The organism is Affinirhizobium capsici (genome assembly GCF_977018625.1).
Map to the genome: position 1 here is coordinate 204,458 of NZ_CDRNXD010000005.1, position 19,673 is coordinate 224,130.

At 54.7% G+C, this 19,673-nt stretch carries 15 protein-coding genes and 2 pseudogenes; 12 read left to right on the plus strand and 5 right to left on the minus strand.

The genetic code is table 11. The annotated features are described in order from the left end of the window. The first annotated feature begins 49 nt into the window (after nucleotides 1-49). The 8 genes from AC0JZ1_RS17095 (at nucleotide 50) to AC0JZ1_RS17130 (ending at nucleotide 8,179) form a co-directional block, all read left to right on the plus strand. The gene (locus AC0JZ1_RS17095; RefSeq protein WP_471883653.1) at nucleotides 50-862 is read left to right on the plus strand and encodes a DeoR/GlpR family DNA-binding transcription regulator; all 813 of its coding nucleotides are present in this window, start codon (nucleotides 50-52) and stop codon (nucleotides 860-862) included. 57 nt (nucleotides 863-919) lie between these two features. Next, nucleotides 920-1,924 carry a rhamnose ABC transporter substrate-binding protein gene (rhaS, locus tag AC0JZ1_RS17100; protein WP_471883654.1) on the plus strand — a complete coding sequence of 335 codons (1,005 nt, stop codon included), beginning with the start codon at nucleotides 920-922 and terminating at the stop codon, nucleotides 1,922-1,924. A 164-nt stretch (nucleotides 1,925-2,088) separates the two neighbouring features. Then, complete coding sequence (locus AC0JZ1_RS17105; RefSeq protein ID WP_471883655.1) at nucleotides 2,089-3,621, plus strand: sugar ABC transporter ATP-binding protein; 1,533 nt, start codon at nucleotides 2,089-2,091, stop codon at nucleotides 3,619-3,621. A 9-nt stretch (nucleotides 3,622-3,630) separates the two neighbouring features. Then, nucleotides 3,631-4,620: an ABC transporter permease gene (locus tag AC0JZ1_RS17110; protein ID WP_471883656.1), complete on the plus strand. Its 990-nt coding sequence runs from the start codon at nucleotides 3,631-3,633 to the stop codon at nucleotides 4,618-4,620. A gap of 5 nt (nucleotides 4,621-4,625) precedes the next feature. Then, complete coding sequence (locus AC0JZ1_RS17115; RefSeq protein ID WP_471883719.1) at nucleotides 4,626-5,627, plus strand: ABC transporter permease; 1,002 nt, start codon at nucleotides 4,626-4,628, stop codon at nucleotides 5,625-5,627. Then, the gene (rhaM, locus tag AC0JZ1_RS17120) at nucleotides 5,624-5,944 is read left to right on the plus strand and encodes an L-rhamnose mutarotase (protein ID WP_471883657.1); all 321 of its coding nucleotides are present in this window, start codon (nucleotides 5,624-5,626) and stop codon (nucleotides 5,942-5,944) included. The genes AC0JZ1_RS17115 and rhaM overlap by 4 nt, the downstream gene beginning before the upstream one ends. Beyond that, nucleotides 5,941-7,332, plus strand: a complete 1,392-nt coding sequence (locus AC0JZ1_RS17125; protein WP_471883658.1) for an FGGY-family carbohydrate kinase — start codon at nucleotides 5,941-5,943, stop codon at nucleotides 7,330-7,332. The genes rhaM and AC0JZ1_RS17125 overlap by 4 nt, the downstream gene beginning before the upstream one ends. 643 nt (nucleotides 7,333-7,975) lie before the next feature. Next, complete coding sequence (locus AC0JZ1_RS17130) at nucleotides 7,976-8,179, plus strand: DUF4172 domain-containing protein (protein WP_471883659.1); 204 nt, start codon at nucleotides 7,976-7,978, stop codon at nucleotides 8,177-8,179. A 100-nt stretch (nucleotides 8,180-8,279) separates the two neighbouring features. Here AC0JZ1_RS17130 and AC0JZ1_RS17135 read toward each other — a convergent pair whose 3' ends face one another. After that, entirely contained in the window at nucleotides 8,280-9,068 is a 789-nt protein-coding gene (locus AC0JZ1_RS17135; RefSeq protein WP_471883660.1) for a DUF4394 domain-containing protein, read from the minus strand. A gap of 203 nt (nucleotides 9,069-9,271) precedes the next feature. Here AC0JZ1_RS17135 and AC0JZ1_RS17140 point away from each other — a divergent pair, with 203 nt between their 5' ends. After that, a complete protein-coding gene (locus AC0JZ1_RS17140) occupies nucleotides 9,272-9,817 on the plus strand; it encodes a sigma-70 family RNA polymerase sigma factor (RefSeq protein WP_471883661.1) in 546 nt (181 codons plus the stop codon). Further along, complete coding sequence (locus tag AC0JZ1_RS17145; protein ID WP_471883662.1) at nucleotides 9,814-10,518, plus strand: anti-sigma factor; 705 nt, start codon at nucleotides 9,814-9,816, stop codon at nucleotides 10,516-10,518. The genes AC0JZ1_RS17140 and AC0JZ1_RS17145 overlap by 4 nt, the downstream gene beginning before the upstream one ends. 67 nt (nucleotides 10,519-10,585) lie before the next feature. Here the strand turns inward: AC0JZ1_RS17145 and AC0JZ1_RS17150 are convergent, their stop codons facing one another. Together AC0JZ1_RS17150 and AC0JZ1_RS17155 are read right to left on the minus strand one after the other, a co-directional pair. Continuing rightward, nucleotides 10,586-11,404: an alpha/beta fold hydrolase gene (locus AC0JZ1_RS17150; RefSeq protein WP_471883663.1), complete on the minus strand. Its 819-nt coding sequence runs from the start codon at nucleotides 11,402-11,404 to the stop codon at nucleotides 10,586-10,588. A 291-nt stretch (nucleotides 11,405-11,695) separates the two neighbouring features. After that, nucleotides 11,696-12,802: a Fic family protein gene (locus AC0JZ1_RS17155; RefSeq protein ID WP_471883664.1), complete on the minus strand. Its 1,107-nt coding sequence runs from the start codon at nucleotides 12,800-12,802 to the stop codon at nucleotides 11,696-11,698. A gap of 208 nt (nucleotides 12,803-13,010) precedes the next feature. Here AC0JZ1_RS17155 and AC0JZ1_RS17160 point away from each other — a divergent pair. Both AC0JZ1_RS17160 and AC0JZ1_RS17165 read left to right on the plus strand, forming a co-directional pair. Continuing rightward, nucleotides 13,011-15,366: pseudogene (locus tag AC0JZ1_RS17160) on the plus strand (hypothetical protein). Between the two features lie 232 nt (nucleotides 15,367-15,598). After that, nucleotides 15,599-15,712: pseudogene (locus AC0JZ1_RS17165) on the plus strand (bile acid:sodium symporter family protein); the annotation flags it as partial. 60 nt (nucleotides 15,713-15,772) lie between these two features. Here AC0JZ1_RS17165 and AC0JZ1_RS17170 read toward each other — a convergent pair. Beyond that, a complete protein-coding gene (locus tag AC0JZ1_RS17170) occupies nucleotides 15,773-17,032 on the minus strand; it encodes a DUF2254 domain-containing protein (protein ID WP_471883665.1) in 1,260 nt (419 codons plus the stop codon). A 78-nt stretch (nucleotides 17,033-17,110) separates the two neighbouring features. Then, complete coding sequence (locus AC0JZ1_RS17175) at nucleotides 17,111-19,093, minus strand: BCCT family transporter (protein ID WP_471883666.1); 1,983 nt, start codon at nucleotides 19,091-19,093, stop codon at nucleotides 17,111-17,113. Nucleotides 19,094-19,673 lie beyond the last annotated feature (580 nt).

The window sequence follows — 19,673 nt, forward strand, 5'->3', positions numbered from 1 at the left end:
ATTGACATTAGCAATGTTGTTAAGAATAAATCAGTGCACGGAGGAAGCTATGCACGAACGCGAACGCCATCGCATCATCTTGAGCGCCATACAGGAGAAGCCTGTGGTGACCGTACAGGATATTGCCGAGCTGACCGAGGCTTCAGAAGCGACAATCAGGCGCGATATCGCGGCTTTGCACGTGCAGGGCAAACTGCGCCGTGTGCGTGGCGGCGCAGAAGCCGTGCACCCACCGCAGCAGGGTAATCTGGCGGCGCGCCCTTTCCGGGTTTCCGAATCCGTCAACATCGATAAAAAACGCGCAATTGCGCGCGCCGCTGTTGAACTATGCGCGGAGGGAGATTCCGTCATCATCAATGGGGGTACGACGACTTTCCAGATGGTGCATTTTATGTCTGCGCGCCGTCTGCAAGTCATGACGAATTCCTTCGCCATTGCCGAGCATCTTGTCAAACATTCGAAGTGTACGGTGTCAGTGCCAGGCGGCGCGATTTATCGCGACCAGAGCCTGATCCTTTCACCATTCGAAAACGACGCGATCCGGAATTTCTATGCACGGCGCATGTTTATCGGTGCACAGGGCATATCCGCGCACGGCGTGATGGAACCGGATGCTCTGGTGATCCAAAGCGAACAGCGTTTGATGCGTCAGGCCGACGAGCTGATCGTGATGGTCGATTCGACCAAATTCGATCGCCGTTCCAGTATGATCCTGTGCCCGCTCGATAACGTTTCGACCATCATCACGGATGATGGCATTTCGGAAGAGGCGGTCGTCATGCTGGAAAATGCAGGCGCCAAGGTTTTGACGGTGAAGCCCATGGCCTCACCGGTCAAGGAGGATGCTTCCTCAGTCGCGTGAAAGAAGGCGCGGCCTGGGAAGGGGAAACATGATCACATACTTTGGGAGGAGTGAAACATGAAACTGACAAGACGTCATCTCGGTGCAGCAGCAATGGCGCTGGCCGCATCGGTTTCCATGGCAAGCATAGCGTCCGCCGCGGATGTCAAAATCGCGCTGGTGGTCAAGTCGCTCGGCAACGGCTTCTTCGAAGCCGCTAATAAGGGCGCAGAAGAAGCCGCCAAGGAACTTGGGGGCGTAAAAATCATCTATACCGGCCCGACGACAACGACGGCCGAAGGCCAGATCGAGGTTATCAACTCACTGATCGCTCAGGGCGTCGACGCGATTGCGATTTCGGCAAATGATCCGGATGCAGTCGTTCCAGCCCTGAAGAAGGCTGCGCAGCGTGGCATCAAGGTTATTTCCTGGGATTCCGGTGTCGCTCCTGCAGGCCGGATCATGCATCTCAATCCGTCTTCAAACGAACTGATCGGCAAGATGTGTCTGACACTGGCCAAGAACCATCTGCCGGATGGCAAGGGTGATTTCGCCATACTGTCGGCAACGTCGACTTCAACCAACCAGAATATCTGGATTGGTGAAATGAAGAAGCAGCTGAAGGACTTCCCAGGCCTTAACCTTAGCACAACAGTCTATGGCGACGATCTTGCCGATAAGAGCTATCGTGAGGCTCAAGGCCTGCTGAAGTCGCAACCCAACGTTAAGGTGATCGTTGCTCCGACCACGGTTGGGGTTCTGGCCGCTTCGCAGGCTGTCAAGGATGCTGGCAAGATTGGCCAGGTCTATGTCACGGGCCTTGGCCTCCCGTCTGAAATGGCAGGCGCCATCAAGTCCGGTGCGACCAAGGAATTCGCTATCTGGAATCCGATCGATCTTGGATATTCTGCAACGCAGATCGCCTATCACCTCGTGAAGGGTGATGCGACCGGCAAGCCGGGCACAGAGATCAAGGCTGGCCGCATGGGTTCGATCAATATCGGCGAAAATGGTGAAGCTGCCATGGCTGATCCCTTCGTTTACGATGCGAAGAATATCGATCAGTTCTCAAAAATCTTCTGATCCACACGTTGTGAATTTCCCTCTCTGGCTTGTCGACAATCTCCCCCATCAATGGGGGAGATCCCTCACGGCATCGTTCAGCGATGTGACGCGAGGGTGCGGCAGGTTCAGCCGCCTCCCCTTGTGAGAGAGGGTTAGGGAGGGGTTTTTGGATGTAATCAACAATGAATGCTGTCGCACCCATGATGATGACGACCCCTTTGGCCTCTCAGGCTCCCATTTTGGAGATGCGCGGCATCAGCCAGATTTTCCCGGGCGTGAAGGCACTGGATCAAGTCTCGATTGCGCTTTATCCGGGGCAGGTCACCGCACTGATCGGTGAGAACGGTGCGGGAAAATCCACGCTCGTTAAGATTCTGACTGGCATTTACCGCCCGACCGAAGGTGAAATTCTTCTGGATGGACAGCCAGTACAGTTCCCCAGCGCGCAGGCCGCCATCGATGCCGGGGTCACTGCCATTCATCAGGAAACTGTCCTGTTCGACGAACTTACGGTGGGAGAAAACATCTTCCTCGGCCATGCGCCGCGCACGAGGATCGGCACCATAGACTGGCGCACCATTCATGCGCGTTCGCGCGAATTGCTGCGTCAGCTGGAAAGCGATATCGACCCAACGATCCGATTGAAGGACCTGTCCATTGCCCAGCGGCATCTCGTGGCGATCGCCCGGGCTCTATCGGTCGAAGCACGCATTGTCATTATGGATGAACCCACAGCCGCACTCTCCCGCAAGGAGATCGACGATCTCTTCCGTATCGTGGAAGGGCTAAAAAGGCAGGGCAAAGCGATCTTGTTCATCAGCCACAAGTTTGATGAACTTTACGAAATTGCAGAGAATTTTGCGGTGTTTCGAGACGGAAAAGCGGTTGGTCACGGCCGTTTGAAGCAAACGCCGCAAGCTGAGATCGTGCGCCTCATGGTTGGCCGCGATGTGCATGATGTCTTCCCGAAGATGGAAGCCCAGATTGGCCCTATGGTTTTGTCAGTTTGCGGTTATAGCCACCCCACGGAGTTCAAAGATATTTCGTTCGAGCTGAAGCGAGGGGAAATTCTGGGCGTTTACGGCCTGATCGGTGCTGGTCGTTCCGAGCTTTGCCAATCGCTTTTTGGTATTACCCGTCCGTCATCCGGCAGCCTCAACCTTGAAGGTAGAGAGGTTAACATCCGATCGCCGCAAGATGCGATCAAGGCTGGCATTGTCTATGTGCCGGAAGAGCGTGGTCGCCATGGTCTGGCCTTGCCTATGCCAATCTACCAGAACATGTCGCTTCCCTCCCTAGCCAAGACCTCTCGGTCCGGTTTCCTGAAAGCGGCCAATGAATTGAAATTGGCGCGGCAGTATGCAGAGCGCCTGGATCTTCGTGCAGCCGCCCTCTCCGTTCCCGTTGGAACACTGTCCGGCGGCAATCAGCAGAAGGTCGTCATCGGCAAATGGCTGGCAACGCAGCCCAAGGTAATCATTCTGGATGAACCAACCAAGGGCATCGATATCGGCTCCAAGGCTGCCGTGCATGGCTTCATATCCGAACTTGCCTCCCAAGGCCTGTCTATCATCATGGTCTCATCCGAACTGCCGGAAATTCTCGGTATGTCAGACCGGATCATGGTGATGCGCGAAGGTTTGATGGCGGGGCTTTATGACCGGTCGGAGGCCACAGCGGAAGTGCTGGTTCGCGCCGCCACTGGCAATGCGTGAGTGTGCTTCATGAAGAAACTACTTAAAAGCCGCGAATTGCTTCTCTCCGGCATTATCGTCCTCATGATCGCATTTTTCGCGACGCGAGCACCGGGTTTTGCTGAAATCGGCAACTTGGTGAACATCTTCAACGATACGTCCATCCTCATTATTCTGGCGCTTGCCCAGATGACGGTTATCCTGACCAAATCGATCGATCTGTCTGTCGCCGCCAATCTAGCGTTCACCGGCATGGCAGTAGGCATGACCAATGCCGCCTATCCGGATATACCGCTGGCTCTGCTCGTTGTCATGGCAATTGGGATCGGAGCATTACTCGGCTGCATCAACGGCTTTCTTGTTTGGATACTTCAGATACCACCGATTGTCGTGACGCTTGGCACGTTGACGATTTATCGCGGAATGGCCTTTGTCCTCTCCGGAGGTGCGTGGGTCAATGCCCACCAGATGACGCCGACCTTCCTCAACGTGCCTCGCACACCAATCCTCGGCCTTCCTATCCTGTCTTGGGTTGCCATCGTGGTCGTGCTTGCCATGGGTTTTCTTTTGACCCGCACTCCATTTGGCCGTTCCGCTTACGCGTCTGGCGGCAATCCGGTCGCCGCCGTTTATGCTGGGATCGATATTGGACGCACCCGCTTTTTCGCCTTCGTCCTCTCCGGAGCTATGGCGGGGCTATGCAGCTATCTCTGGGTATCGCGCTATGCGGTAGCCTATGTCGATATCGCCAATGGTTTTGAACTAGACAGCGTTGCAGCTTGTGTCATCGGCGGCATCTCCATTGCGGGCGGTATAGGCTCCGTGGCTGGCGCTGTTCTTGGCTCGCTCTTCCTGGGGATTATCAAAAATGCGTTGCCGGTAATTGGCATTTCGCCCTTCGCGCAGATGGCAATCTCCGGGATCGTCATCATTCTGGCTGTCGTCTTCAATGCTCGTGCGGAAGCAAAGAAGGGCCGCATCATCCTGCGCAACCGGGCCACGACTGAGGTGTCTGCATGATTGATATGAACGCCAACTCCCCCCGTCGCATCATCCCAGATCGCCTTGGAACGCCTGTCAGTCGCGTCTTAGCCAGTTGGGAAGTATTGTTGTTCGGCGTGGCGGTGCTGATCTTCATCGCCAATTCGCTGGCCTCGCCCTACTTCCTTGATGCCTGGAACCTGTCTGACGCGACCTTCAACTTTACAGAAAAAGCCATAATCGCTTTTGCCATGGCTTTATTGATCATTGCCGGTGAGATTGACCTCTCTGTGGCGGCCATCATCGCATTGGCCTCAACGGCGATGGGGGCTGCAGCTCAAGCCGGTGTCGGAACGCCGGGGCTTGTGACCATCGGCATCGGTGTTGGCGTTCTCTGCGGAGCCTTCAATGGCATTTTGGTGTCGATGTTGAAGCTGCCCTCTATCGTCGTCACCATCGGCACAATGAGCCTGTTTCGCGGGATTTCCTATATCGTGCTGGGCGACAAGGCCTTTGGCTCCTACCCCGAAAGTTTTGCCTATTTCGGACAAGGCTATCTGTTTTGGGTTTTCTCCTTTGAATTCGGTCTCTTCCTGCTTTGCGCGGCCATGTTTGGTGTGATTTTACACGCTACAAATTTTGGTCGGCAGGTCTATGTCATCGGCAATAATGACTTCGCTGCGCGGTTCTCTGGTGTGCCGGTAGAGCGGGTGAAGTTCATTCTCTTTCTCCTGACTGGCTTGATGAGCGGCATCGCCGCTGTATGCCTTACCTCGCGTCTCGGCTCCACGCGCCCATCCATTGCACAAGGCTGGGAGTTGGAAATCGTCACCATGGTCGTGCTGGGCGGCGTATCCATTCTGGGCGGCGCAGGCACTATCGCGGGCGTTCTCATCGCCGCCTTCGTCATGGGCCTTGTTACTTTCGGGTTAGGGCTTTTGAATGTACCCGGCATCGTCATGTCGATCTTTGTCGGCCTGCTTCTCATCGTGACCATCGCGCTACCCATTCTGGCGCGGCGCATCAAACAGGCTTCCAAATCATGACACTCGAGAAATATGCATTCAAGATGAAGCTGAACCCCGGCATGCAGGCCGAATACAAGAAGCGGCATGACGAGATCTGGCCGGATCTGGTGAAGCTGCTGCATGAGGCCGGTGTCAGCGATTATTCCATCCATCTCGATCCAGAAACCAGCATTCTGTTTGGGATTCTGACCCGATCGAAAGATCACGGCATGGCAAGGCTGCCTGATCATCCTGTCATGAAGCGCTGGTGGGCGCATATGGCCGATATTATGGAAACCAACCCAGACAACTCGCCAGTCCTAACAGACCTTATTCCGGTATTTCATCTCGCATGAAACAACAGTATAAGCGCATTGCCATCATCGATATTGGCAAAACCAACGCAAAAGTGCTGGTCCTGGATAGTTCGTCCGGCGTAGAATTGGAGGTTCGGCGCCAGCCGAACAAGGTTTTGCACGCCTCCCCATACCCGCATTATGATATCGATAGACTTTGGGCCTTTTTTTGCGATGCCTTGCGCGACCTCTACGCCGACCCAGGCTTTGATGCCATTTCCATCACCACGCACGGCGCTGCCTGTGCGCTGCTGGACATTACAGGTCACCTGGCCCTTCCGGTCTTGGATTACGAATTCGAGTATCCCGAGGCTATTCGGGCAGCCTACGCGGATATGAGACCAGCTTTTGCGGAAACGCTCTCCCCTGCTCTACCATGCGGCCTCAATCTCGGCGCGCAAATCCATTTCTTGAAGAGCCAGTTCCCGAACGAATTCGAGAAGGTGGCGAGCCTGCTCACCTATGCACAATACTGGGCGTTTCGCTTAACGGGCGTCGCGGCAAACGAGGTTACGTCCTTCGGATGCCATACGGATCTATGGCGACCGGCTGAACAATCCTTTTCATCCCTCGTGGATGAACTTGAGCTTGGTGATAAGCTGGCACCTGTTCGGTCAGCCTTCGATGTTCTCGGTCCTGTAAAGCCTGAGCTTGCAAGTAATCTAGGACTGCAAAATTCAGTGCCCGTGTATTGCGGCATCCACGATTCCAATGCATCGCTCTTGCCGCATCTCATGAGTCGAAAAGCTCCTTTTTCCGTCGTTTCAACGGGTACCTGGGCTATCCACTTCGCTGTCGACGGTGACCTAGAACATCTCGATCCCGCACGCGATACTCTTGCAAATGTCGATGCCTATGGGCGCGCCGTCCCCTCCTCGCGCTTCATGGGTGGGCGAGAATTTGAACTTCTGGTGGGTGAACTGGGGCCATTTGATCCTCTGGCCGCCGAGCAAGCTGTTTCCAAGGTGCTTCGTCAAGGTATTATGCTGATGCCTAATCTTGTGCCGGGCTCGGGCCCCTATCCACAGGAGCGCGCGCGTTGGCTGCATTCGCAAGATGCTTCTTTGCAAGAGAAATGGTCAGCAGCTTGTCTTTACCTCGCCTTGATGACGCAGACCTGTCTCGATCTGATCGGGGCGAAAGGTCCGATTGTGGTAGAAGGGCCATTTTCAGCTAATCCGGTGTATCTCAAGGCGCTTGGGGCCTTTACGAGCAGACCCGTCTACGCCGTGTCCGGTTCAACAGGCACGAGCCAAGGTGCAAGCCTATTGGCAGGGGGCATCTCACCCGAAGCTTCGGTTAGGGTCGAGAGCGATTATGATCCAGACCTCATGCAACTCTACGCACAATCATGGAAATCCGAATTACGGCTGGTGCTTAAGACCTAGCTAGTCTTCCAGCAATTGAACATGCGGCTGGTCTTTATGTTTGGTGAGACTGCAGTTTCGAGCTTTCGTCGTGGGCGAGGGTTTAGGGTCTGATGCTGTGTTTGGCACTGCGATGCGTTTTGGATCGTGTTGCGTGCTGGTTTTTCTGTTTTTTCTTGCTTCACGGTTGCTATTTCTTGTTGCGGCTTATGTTGCGGGTTTTGTGTTTGAGGGTCTGAGTTTGTTGGGCGCATGAGGGTGGAAGGTATTGCGGGCTGACGTCGGGCACGGCTGTTTCGCGCACCCCTAGTCCTCCGCTACGGGCGTAAAGACAACGACCGGAAGCTGCGGAGCGAAGCCGGAACTGAATAAGGTTTTGGGCAAGGTCAATAGGGCTTGAGCCTCTGGTTTATGAGAGGCTTCGATGAGGCCTTGTGGGGAAGGCTTTTTGTATTGGTGTGGGGATTTTGGTTGGTTGCGGGGGCCTGACTGCATGGAGACTTGTAAATTTATCCGCCCTGAAGAGATATAAAACAGCGCGCCTGCAAATCGATCTCCCCGGTTGAGAAATTGTCTCACCAAAACAGTTCCTTGGTGCGACGTGCATAGGATCGATCAGCCTCTTTGTCCCATGGCACCAGCTAGCATCACTAATTGAAGCGACGTGCGGAGATTAGACTTTCTATTCTCCGCATCCGGGGCGTATATCTTGAAATCCTCTCAATGGCCGAAGTTTCGCTGGAAGCTAAAGCACTTGGCATCAAGACTTGCAGCTGTACGGCTCGATCAGGGACGCTTCATCGGCCGCGTTGAGACTCTCGGTTTCGTACACGCAAGGCAAGCGCCTTTGCCGCGGGAAAAGCAATGATAATCAGACATCTGGATCGCTCTTGCAAACGTTCGGCCTCCAAAACGGAAACGCGGACGGCGGCAAATTGCTGCTACATGCCTCCGTCCGTATTCCTGTTTCACATGGCCGGAAGAACAGCGATGTCGCGAACTTCATTCTCCACCCCGGTGATCGCACCGACTTCCGTCGCGGCACCCGTTTCGAGATTGACGGTGTACAGCATCTTGTTTGCCGCGAGATAGGCAGTGTTCTTGCCGCCTTCCATGCCCTGAATGTCGAAGGCATAGGTGGCTGGCTTGTCTTTGAGCCCAAGCTTGCCGATTGCCTTCAGAGTTCCGTCATTCGGCTTGGTCTGCTGGATCAGAGCACCGATGGTCGCGTCGATGTTGTACATCGCGGTCTTTTCCGGCTTGCCGATGGAGTTGGTATAGGCGGCAGCGACAATGTTCGGGGTTTCGCCCTTGTGCATGTCACCATCTTCGAAGGCCAGCACGCCATCTACCGTGACTGCACCGGTATCGGGATGGACGCGGTGGTTGGTGGTGCCAGTCATGAAACGAAGACGGTCTGCCATCGGGTTGAAGTCGACGACGACTGGAGCCTCGGTCATCGTCAGCATCTTGTCCATTTTCGCGAGATCGGTGGCTGCACCGCTTTCGAGATTGATGGTGACGATGCGATGATCCGGGGTAACACCGATTACCGTCTTGTTGCCGGGGCGGTAGTCGATGCCGACGAGCTTGTCGACGCCGGTTACTTCCATGGTCTTTGTCACCGCGGGCTTTTCGGTATCGAACATGACGAGTGTCTTGTCGCCCGTCAGCCCGAGAACGGGTGCCGAAAAGGCTGTCGATGCCGTGGCGGCAAAGGCAGCGGAGGCGATCAGTGCGAAACGAATGGTCTTCATGTCTTTCTCCCGTGCGTTCAACATTCAAGAAGGCATCAGGCACTCGGCTCTTGACCCTTCTTTATTAAAGACACCGCAGAGGATGCGTTTGGATGCACGCCATAAAAATAATTTTGAGACTGCATCCATTCGATGGCTGGTTGGGTATAGTCACTGAAAGATGACGCTCTTCAGCGTGGCTTCACGGGAAGGTAAGGATATTGATGGGCTCTGGGCCGGATGATCTGGATAAGGCGCTTGCCGCCTGCGCCAAGGGTGACCGATTGGCACTGCGACGCATTTTCGATCAGGAGGCCGGGCGGCTGGTCGCTGTGGCGCAACGTATCGTCAGGCGCCGCGAACTCGCCGAAGAGGTGGTGCAGGAAGCCTTCATCCGAATATGGACCCACGCTCATCAATACAGTGCCGACCGTGGTTCCGCGCGTGCATGGATTTATGCGATCGTCCGGAACAGAGCGCTCAATCTCCTGCGGGATGGCAGGCGTGAACATTCGGTCGAAGAGGTCGAAACCCTTCAGGAAGCCGAGCAGGCAGACGCGATTATGGCGGCGTGGCACCGGCTGGATCGACAATCCCGGCTACACGAATGCCTTGGATCGCTCGATGAGACGAAGCGGCACGGGATTCTGATGGCCTATGTTGGAGGATATTCTCACGGAGAGATCGCCGGAAGACTGCGCATTCCGCTTGGGACCGCAAAATCCTGGATCAGGCGCGGGCTTCTGACGCTTCGGGAGTGCATGGCATGACATATGACCGCAAGGACATAGCGAACCTCGCCGATGAATATGTGCTGGGATTGACCGAGAGCGCCACTGCCGCGGAAATCGAGGAAGCCATGGAGCGCGATCCCGAACTGAAGGCCGCGATTGCCGCAAGCCGCGAGCGTTTTCTGCCGCTGGACACCGCTGTTACACCGGCAACCGTCAACGAGGCTCTGTGGCATCGCATTGAATCGGCGCTGCCTGCGCAGCGTGGGACAAACGATACGCCTGTTTCCACGGTTGCGAATGACAACAGCAGCAAAGGCTGGAAGATCGCGGCGCTTTCATCGATTGCCGCTGCGTTGTTACTTGCGATCGGTCTTGGATACAGCCTCACTCGCACAGCGGAGCCGCTTGTTGTCGCCGTTTTGATCAATGAGGCCGGAGAGGTTCAGGCTGTTGTCGAGGACTTTGGAAATGAGAAAGCGACGATACGTATGCTGGCTGACTTTGCTGTGCCAAACGATAAAGCGATAGAGGTCTGGACGCTTCCGTCCCGGGAAATGGGGCCAGTTTCGTTAGGATTGTTGGAGGGCGTTCGCTCCGCTCGTCTTGATGGGCCCGCATTGCCTAGCCCGCGTGACAACCAGCTATACGAGATCACGCTCGAACAGGCGGGTGGATCGCCAACCGGTCGTCCGACCGGGCCTATACTGGCCAAAGGACTGGCGAGATTTCCGCGCTGACATATTTTGAAATGAGGTCTGATTATTGAGACAGTGGGCGCATGCTGGGATGCGCCCACCCTTCAAATCAGGCAAGAAACTCAATCAGGTCCTGGTTCAGGCGATCAGGTACGGTCGCAAACAGGCCGTGAGGTTCTCCGTCATACTCGATGAGCTTTGCTCCCGCGATACCGTTCGCAGCCGCTCGGCCTGTCGGATCGATTGGCACCGTCTTGTCGCCCGTGCCGTGGATGACAAGCGTTGGAACTGTAAACGCCGCGAAATCAGGCCGGAAGTCCGTCTTGCCGAATGCGTCAACGCAATCGATTGTAGCCTTCGGGCTTGCCATGACACCGAGAACAAATGACCAATCCAGCACACCTTGGCTAACCGGGCTGGTCACGAAGCCTACGCCGTAGAATGCCTTGGCAAAGCTTTGCAGGAAGTCGAAACGATCCTTGCGAATATCCTTCTTCATGCCTTCGAAGACGCTGACATCAACACCATCAGGGTTGCTCTCGTCCTTGAGAAGATAGCCGGCAACCGACGCGACGAGAACTGCTTTCGATACCTTCGATGCGCCATGGCGTGAAAGATAACGAGCAATCTCGCCGCCGCCCATAGAAAATCCGACAAGCGAGACACTCTGGAGTTCAAGGCCATCAATGACTGCTGCCAGATCGTCCGCGAAGGTATCATAGTTGTAGCCACTTGCTGGATGTCCAGACTGGCCAAAACCACGACGGTCATATGTGATGACCCGGAAGCCTGCTTCCAAAAGAGCCACTGTCTGATATTCAAACATATCGCCGGTCAGCGGCCAGCCGTGGATAAGGATGACCGGGCGACCCTCGCCCATATCCTTGACGTGCAATTTCGTGCCATCTTTTGCTTCGATGAATGCCATCTGGTGACTCCTTTGATGATGCCACCGGTAAAGCGTGCAACACACATAGAGTTCCTTCGAAACTTTGCCTTGGGTCCCGTCACGACGCTTGTTGCATTGCGAGCCCTCACAGCAAGACGGAATCTGCGGAGGCGGCTAAAACCCGCCCTTATCGTCAAGACCACTCTTGCCACGAAGCAGAACTGGACACTGTGAATTGCGCCTCCAATCACGGTCTAAGCTCTTGAAGGGACTCGAACAGCCGTTCACCTAGATAATGACTTCGGTGGTGTTCATTGGAGTGGTAGTGAATTATTTCTGCAAGGACAGTGAGTACCGAGTATGCCGACGTTCACCCGTACGCGTCAGTGCACCGATCTCCACGAGTTGCTGAAGGTCGCGTGTTGCTGTAGCGCGGGATGTATCTGTGATCGAGATATAGTTTTCAGCACTTAGACCTCCCTTGAAACCAGCCGTGCCTTCCTTGAAGATGCGCGCGACTACCTTTTCTTGCCGCTCGTTCAGCTTGTCCCGAAAACGATCATAGAACTTTGCTTTCTGGATGAAGAAATCTACGCGCTCAAGCGTCGCCTGTTGAGCATCCAGAATAGTTTCTGAAAAGAAAATGACCCAGTCGGTGATATCAAGCGTGCGCTGGTGTCGCTCAAGCTCTGAGTAATAGGCCTTCCGGCGCTTCTCGATTGTGAAAGCGAGTGAAATGAGACTTGGCTGCCCTATGTTTTGCGCCAGGGACTTCTCGGCAAGCGCGCGTCCAATTCGGCCGTTGCCATCCTCAAATGGATGTATGCTTTCAAAGTAAAGGTGTCCTACTGCGGCGCGCGTCAGAGCTTGAAGCGACGTTTGATCATCTGGCCCGGATTGATTGAACCATGTGATGAAGGTTTCCATCTCAGCGGCAACCTGGCGAGATGGGGGCGCCTCGAAATGGATGGTAGGTTTGTCCAATCGACCTGATACGATCTGCATGGCGTCTTCATGCGTGCGGTAAGCACCAACCGTTTCAATATATCGGTTTCCGGCCATCAGCATTGAATGCCAACGGAACAGTCCCTCATGGCCCAACGGCCTATGCCAGCTTCTATAGACATCCGCCATCATCTCGGCGATCCCCCGCTCTTGGGGGCGGATCTGTCTATCATCAGTGTTTAGCCCGAACTGCCAGCGGAGTGATGACTGGACACTCACGCGGTCCAGAAATTCCCCCTCAATCTCTGAGGTCTTGACCGCTTCGTCGCTCAGCAACTCAATGCGAAGTTGGTTGCTGTCGTCATCGTTGAAATGTCTAACAGCACCTATAACCTCGCCGGCGGACTGCAGGAATTTCTGCTCCAACGGTACCAGGCTTGCGGTGTCGTATTTGAAGTTTGGCCAGTCAGTGTTTTGCCAGTTCCATGTCATGAGTTATAGAACCCCTCTCTATAACTCATGAATATTTGCCATGAATGAGCTATGGCAAGCCCTTCTATCGCTCAGCACCGAAATCTGCAGCTCTCGATTCAAGAGGCAGCGATCGACATCTAACCACTTGCCCTAAACATATTTTGTTAATGGGCGCCCCCTATTTCCGCTCGCCCTCGGCACTGGTGCCGAGCAAAAAGGAATAGGCATGACCAAACACGACCTTTCATCCCGACATTTTCAGCGAAAAATTTCGGAATTCTGCGAGCTTCGTATCGCTCCAGTCGCATCCAGGCGGGTGTTCGAAAATATACGGCCCTACCTGATCAGCTTAATTATCTATCGGAAACGGCCACCGCTTCGGAGTGGCCAATTCGACTGGACGGCGATAGGCCAAGCCTGTGGTGTCGAAGCTGAGCTGACAGTAGAACTGAAAAAACAGCTCCGGCCGGGCTTGGATGCAATCATCCGGTGGCTAGACGGACCGCCAGCAGTCGAAGAACAACGGCCACCAAAGCGGACGGCTCGCCCGAAGAAAATGGCGTCCGCCAGAAACGCAACCTGCGCCCCTTCAACCAGAAAGCCTCAACGTGCGACGGCCGATGGCATTGTTGCCCCGTATGAATCGTTGCCACGTGGGCCGACTCCAAAACCGATCAGCCCTTTCCCAACCACTGTTCGACGCGACCGAGGACCCGGCGAACTTTCAGGATGCACTGGTCTATCATATGCGTCGGTTCGGCGACACCTATTGGCAGCTTTACCGCGCCGTTGTTCATCTGAATGAGACCTTCGACAATAAGACGCTGCTATCCTGGATCAAGGGGGAGCGTGTGCCTCGATCTATTGCCAGTTTCAATATCCTCCGCCGCATCGAGAGACGCTATCGACTCTCAGAGGGATATTTCAAAGAGAAACTGCCGCATCAGGCGCGCTCACTTTATGGTCACGATCTCGGTGATATCAGCCCAGCCGAGCGTCGACGGATTTCATTGCACTTGCCGGAGGACTTCAACAGCCTGCCCTTCACCAAGCGCGAGGAGATCCTCGATTGGGTGCGCCGGGTGATCATTTCCGGCTCTACAGAATATCGCCGCTATCAGGCGGCGGCCAGCAAGCAGCGATATGCCATCCGCTTTCCCAGCGTCACCTATGGCAGCAGCTTTCTTTCCTCTCGATCGTTGGCCTCGGCGGCCGGCGCCAATCAGAACGTTGCCGTAGAACTTGATGATCCTGATCTGCTTTCTGGCGTTATCGACGCACCGCCGAGACTTGCCATGGAAATGGCTGATCTCATCCGCTTCAAGACTTCGACGCTGACGGCGATTGGGTTCCAACGGAACGGCGTCTGGGGTGAAGAAACGGCCTCCCAGAAGATTGAGCACCTCGGTTTGATGTTTGGTGCGCTTGCTGCCTCGCCAAACGGTCTCGTGAAGGGTTTCGGCGTGCCAGTCAGCCAGTTAAGCTTCGGCCTTCTCGTTTTCCCCGGCGTTTGGGACTGGTATCTGCAGTGGCGGGAACAGCGACGTGGCTTCTACACCAAGTGGGAAGAAGACATGCTGATGGTCGCCCAAGCCCTATCTCGCGCGGAAGTCGGTTGGATCCGGCAGCATCCGGAGCTGCTTCGGAATGTCAGGCCCATTGCGGGCTTGATTGAGCAGGAAGAAATCGATTTCGCGGCTCGCGATTGGCATGGCGCCTGCGATGCCTTTCACCGACATGCCGCTAACCGTTCCAAGGAGATCCAGCGCGTGATGCGCGTGCATCGCGATCCATTTGAACCGATCATGTGTGTACTCGAAGCGGACAGCCCGTTGGCGGAATATCGCAAGATCACAGACGAGATTGTGAAACGTATGCCGGATGAGAACAGATATCCACGACCGGCCGCCGAAGCCGTTAGATCATTCCTATTACTTCGCCTGGGCCTGCACCTTGGGCTCAGGCAAAAGAACCTTCGCCAACTTCGTGTCTGCCCCCGTGGACACTATCCGACGTCAGAACGCCGGCTGGAGGATCTAAAATGCGGTGAGCTGCGCTGGAGTGATCGCGACCAGGGGTGGGAGGTCCTTATCCCGTCGGTCGCATTCAAAAACTCCGGTTCATCCTTCTTCGGACAGAAGCCGTTCCGGTTGATTTTGCCCGACCTTCTCGATCTCTACAAATACCTTGATGCTTACATCGACAGGCATCGTGGAGTTCTGCTTGGCGGTGCGAAAGATCCCCAAACGCTTTTCGTCAAGACGGTGAAGACGACCAGTATTGATGCTGCTTACAATTCGACCACATTCTACGAGGCTTGGCGGACTGTCATCCAACGTTACGGCATCTATAATCCCTATACCGGACGGGGTGCGATCAAGGGCCTCCTGCCGCATGGACCGCATAACCTGCGGGACATTCTCGCAACGCATATTCTGAAGCAGACCGGATCCTACGAGCAGGCTAGCTATGCCATTCAAGATACGCCCGATGTCGTGCAGCAGCACTACGGCCGCTTCCTTCCGCAAGACAAGGCCGCACTGGCCGCCAAGATCCTCAATCAGGTTTGGGAAGCTGCGTAAGATCGAATGAGATGCTCGGCTCGGACACTCAGAACATGTTGCATCTGGGCCGAGCATCCTCGTCTCGCCTTGATAGGATCAGAACCGTAAACCTACGTAAGGTTTTCGCTAAGTAATTGAAAGATACGCAAAATTCATATTAATTCAATCGACCAATTTAATCACGAATTGAAACGCCGTCTTTTTGTTGTTCGCGTAAGGCTTTCCAATGTTCAATTCTCTTCGTATCAACGCCTACTTCTCTCCGCTTGCTGCTTTGCCCAGCGCGATCTTTAGCGTCTGGCACAACATTTCTGGAGCGCTGCTTGCCAACTGGTTCGCGGGACGTGAGCAAAAGGTGCGGTAGCTTGTGACTTCCAACTGAACATCCGCAACCGCATGACGCAGGCAATGTGGCAACCAGGCATCAATTCGCTTCCCGGATGAGGTCTGCGACTTTACGAACCTTCGCTATGTCATCTTCGATCATGGCGGAGGCTTCGCATCGCTTAAGAGCGACAGCAGAATGCTCGAGCGCCGCATTCTTAAATTCGGGGTTGTTGAACGGCGCAAGTATTGCGAATGTTTTCTGTAGCCGCAATGAAACCTCAACGAGGGCGGCACCATCTCGGGCAATCGGGAGGAACAGGTCGTCGAATAGATCTCCGACCGTTACAGGCGCAACGAACAGCTTTGGATATTTTACGTCCGTTGTTTCCGATTTTCCATCCAGCACTGCCAGTACACGTGCGGCTCTGGAGATGACATCTATCGCAGTTCCTGGATCGTTGACGGCTGGCGACAAGGCTCTGGAGGCGATCTCCGACAACACCGCTGCACCGAAGCGAGGATCCTGATCGAACGACCTCACATCTCCAACCGTAAAGGCTGCCGCAAGCTTCTCGCGAGCCTCTTCGGGAACCGTCTCCGTAATCCATGCCAGTGGCGTTTTGGGCGCAACCAACTTGCCAGCGATTGCGACAACGGCAATCTCTACGTCAAATTCCTCCGCTATTGCAGAGAGAACCCCGGCGTCGACATGCTGAACATATCCTACGTTTTTCTGATAGATCGGAATATTGGGCTCGCGCATTCTCGTGTCGTGTTCGCCTAATCTGTTACCGCCAAGATGCGGCGTCTCGATCCATGCCCTTAGCGCTTCGACTGTCGCTCTCTCAACGCGTTCCGTCGTTTCCGTGACGCGGCCCAATCGAGAAAGATGGTCAATCCATCGCAGCAAGGTGACGATGATGAGAACGATGACGCCGAGGGTCACGACAAACAGGATGACGCGTCCCTTGTCCCCATAGGCTCCCGTTGTAAGCGCAATGATACCAACCAGACTGAAGAGGAATGAGCCTACAAAGGTCGCCAGCACGTTCTGTGTCGTGCTGTCTTCCATAACCAGCGTTGTGGCTCTCGGCGTTACGTTTGAGGTTGCGGCGGAATAAGCCGATACCATCGTGCTCAGGGAAAAAGTCGTGACCGTCAACATGCTCGAAGCGATGATACCGAGTATTTTATCAACCGCATCGGCACCAATTTTCGTTGGCAACTCCTCGGAAATGTATGGGGAAAGTGCGACCGCAAGCAGCGCGGTCAAAACGCCCGCAATAGAAAATAGAGTGGCCCTGAACCACATTCGCCGAACCAAACGTCCAAGCCACCATCGCCACTTTGATTTCATTTCAGCAAAGCTCCAAGCAGGTGATCACCCACGCGGACGTAGCGCCGCGTGGGTGATGATTATCGTAAGGCTGAACCCTTAGGCAGTGTGCTCCGGAGCCCCGTGCACAAGCTGGAATTCCGGCGAATGCACAAGATGCAGGTAACGTTCAAACTGAATGAGGACGTCGCTGATGATCTGATCTTGCGTCATACCCATCAGATCGTAGCCGCTATTGCCGCTCGAGAAGAACGTGCGTGCTTCATAGCGATATTCCGCTTTTCCTGCCCGGATCGTTGTGAAGCTCGCGACGCGATGTTTCTGCACCGAAACACCGTAGATGAAGTCACGAACGTCCGAGGCGGGGCATCGAAGCGTAACAAGGCCGGAAGCTTCACGCTCCACCTCCGTCGGACGCCCTCTTGATTGCAGCTCTGCCGCCACCTTGTCCAAGGCGGGCGCCACCTTCTCATCGATGAAACGAACAACTTCCTTTTCTGTAATCGTTGTAAGCATCAGTGCAAGGCGCCGCTGCCATGTTTGTCCTGACGCTGGCTCTGCCGGTACGGCATTGCGGGCGCTGTGAACCTCCAACTGCGCAAGATCTTGTCGCATCCCGAGATAAAGAGAAACGACAAGAGCCAACATCACAAAAGTGAACGGCAGAGCACTGGCAACGGTCGCGGATTGAAGTGCACTCAGTCCACCTGCCATGAGCAGGCAGGCTGCAACAACGCCCTCCATGGAGCACCAGAAAACGCGCTGTCCGGTGGTTGTTTCGGTTTCTCCGCCGGCCGCAATTGAATCTACGACAAGCGCACCGGAGTCAGCCGACGTGATGAAGAAGATGGAAACCAGCAAAACAGCCAGTGTTGAGGTAATGCCGGAAAGAGGCAGATACTCGAAGAAGCGGAAAAGACCCACCGATACGTCATCTGAGATCGCGGCACCTAATGCGCCCGACGCCGCACCCGTGTCGATGAACATTGCAGTATTTCCGAACACCGTCATCCAGAAGAAGGTGAAGCCTGCCGGGATGAATAGCACGGCGGCGATAAATTCGCGAACCGTTCTGCCGCGTGAGATGCGTGCAATAAACATGCCGACGAACGGTGACCAGGATATCCACCAGGCCCAATAGAACAGCGTCCATGAATCGATCCAGGGCGTCGGCTCATAGGCGTAGATGTTGAACGTCCTCAAGACAATCGTGTCGAAATACAAACCGAGGTTCTGCACGAAATCCCGAAAAAGTTGCGTCGTCGGTCCCGTGGCGAGGACAAAAAGCATCAGAAGGACCGCGACGACAAGGTTTGTCTCCGACAGGATGCGCACACCCTTGTCCAGGCCTGTGACCACGGAGACGGTTGCCATCGCAGTGACGAGTACGATCAGAACGAGCTGGACAGTCGTACTGATTGGAAGGCCTAGCAGGTGATTGAGACCTGCGTTGATCTGCGCGACGCCAAGTCCAAGCGACGTCGCAATACCGAACATCGTGCCGACGATGGCAAAAATATCGACCGCGTGTCCAATCGGACCGTTGATCTTGTTCTTGAGCAGTGGGTAGAGGCCAGAGCGAACTGTGAGTGGAAGATTGTAGCGATAACCGAAATAGGCGAGAGACAGGCCAACGACGGCATAAATGGCCCAGGCATGAATGCCCCAGTGAAAGAAGGTCACCGTCATAGCTTCGCGCATCGCTGCCACGGTTTTCGGTTCGGCGGTCGGTGGTGCCATGTAGTGCGTCATGGGCTCGCCGACGGCGTAGAACATCAGTCCAATACCCATGCCTGCGGCAAACAGCATCGCAATCCATGACAAGAATCTGAACTCGGGAACAGAATCGTCCGGTCCCAGTTTGAGATTGCCAAACCTACCAAAACACAGGAGTAGCATCGCGGCGAGAAATATACCAACGGAAAGCAAATAGAACCATCCGAAGGTACCAAGTATCGAGCCTTGAATGGCGCTGAAAAGAGCCTCTGCTTGGCCGGGGAGTACGATCCCAACTGCCACGAACAGGGCGATGATGATGACTGATCCGTAAAATACGGGCGGGTTGATGATGAACGATTTCATGCGTTTGAACTTGCCCCCTCATGCGCACTGCTCAAATCGATTTTCAAATATCCTCTTTGAGTCCATTACGAGTTTGACAAAGATTGCCACAGGTTGGACATCTTTCGGTAAGGGAAATGCATAAGAACGGAATTCGCTCCATCTTGTTATTCCACGCTTGGCCTACCGTTTTCGAGAAGTGTAACCGCCGTGATGTTGACCAAACTGGGGCTCGCGCCGATCCAATTCGAATAACATTTGAGACACGAACTAAGAGATAGGTCCCGTCCGCCTCGAAATTTTGCAATTGAAGTTGCGGCGCATCGAGCGATGGGCGCGACGTCTGGGCGCTAAGTTGGCAAGCCATGTTGGCCGTCATCGATGTCAGCATCATTTCATTCTTCATAGTTGGCCCGTTTACGCGGTGGTCCGTCGTACCTGATCATTGACTACAGGATGCAGTCTGGATAACCGCCGATTTGCTTGTACGGGCGTTTGCGACGGGCTTACTCAGTGTGTTTCTTAGGAAGCCGATGACCTGGATCAAGCTTGCTTTTTTCGCGACATTACTGTTTCCGAACGCCCTGTTCAATTTCGCGTC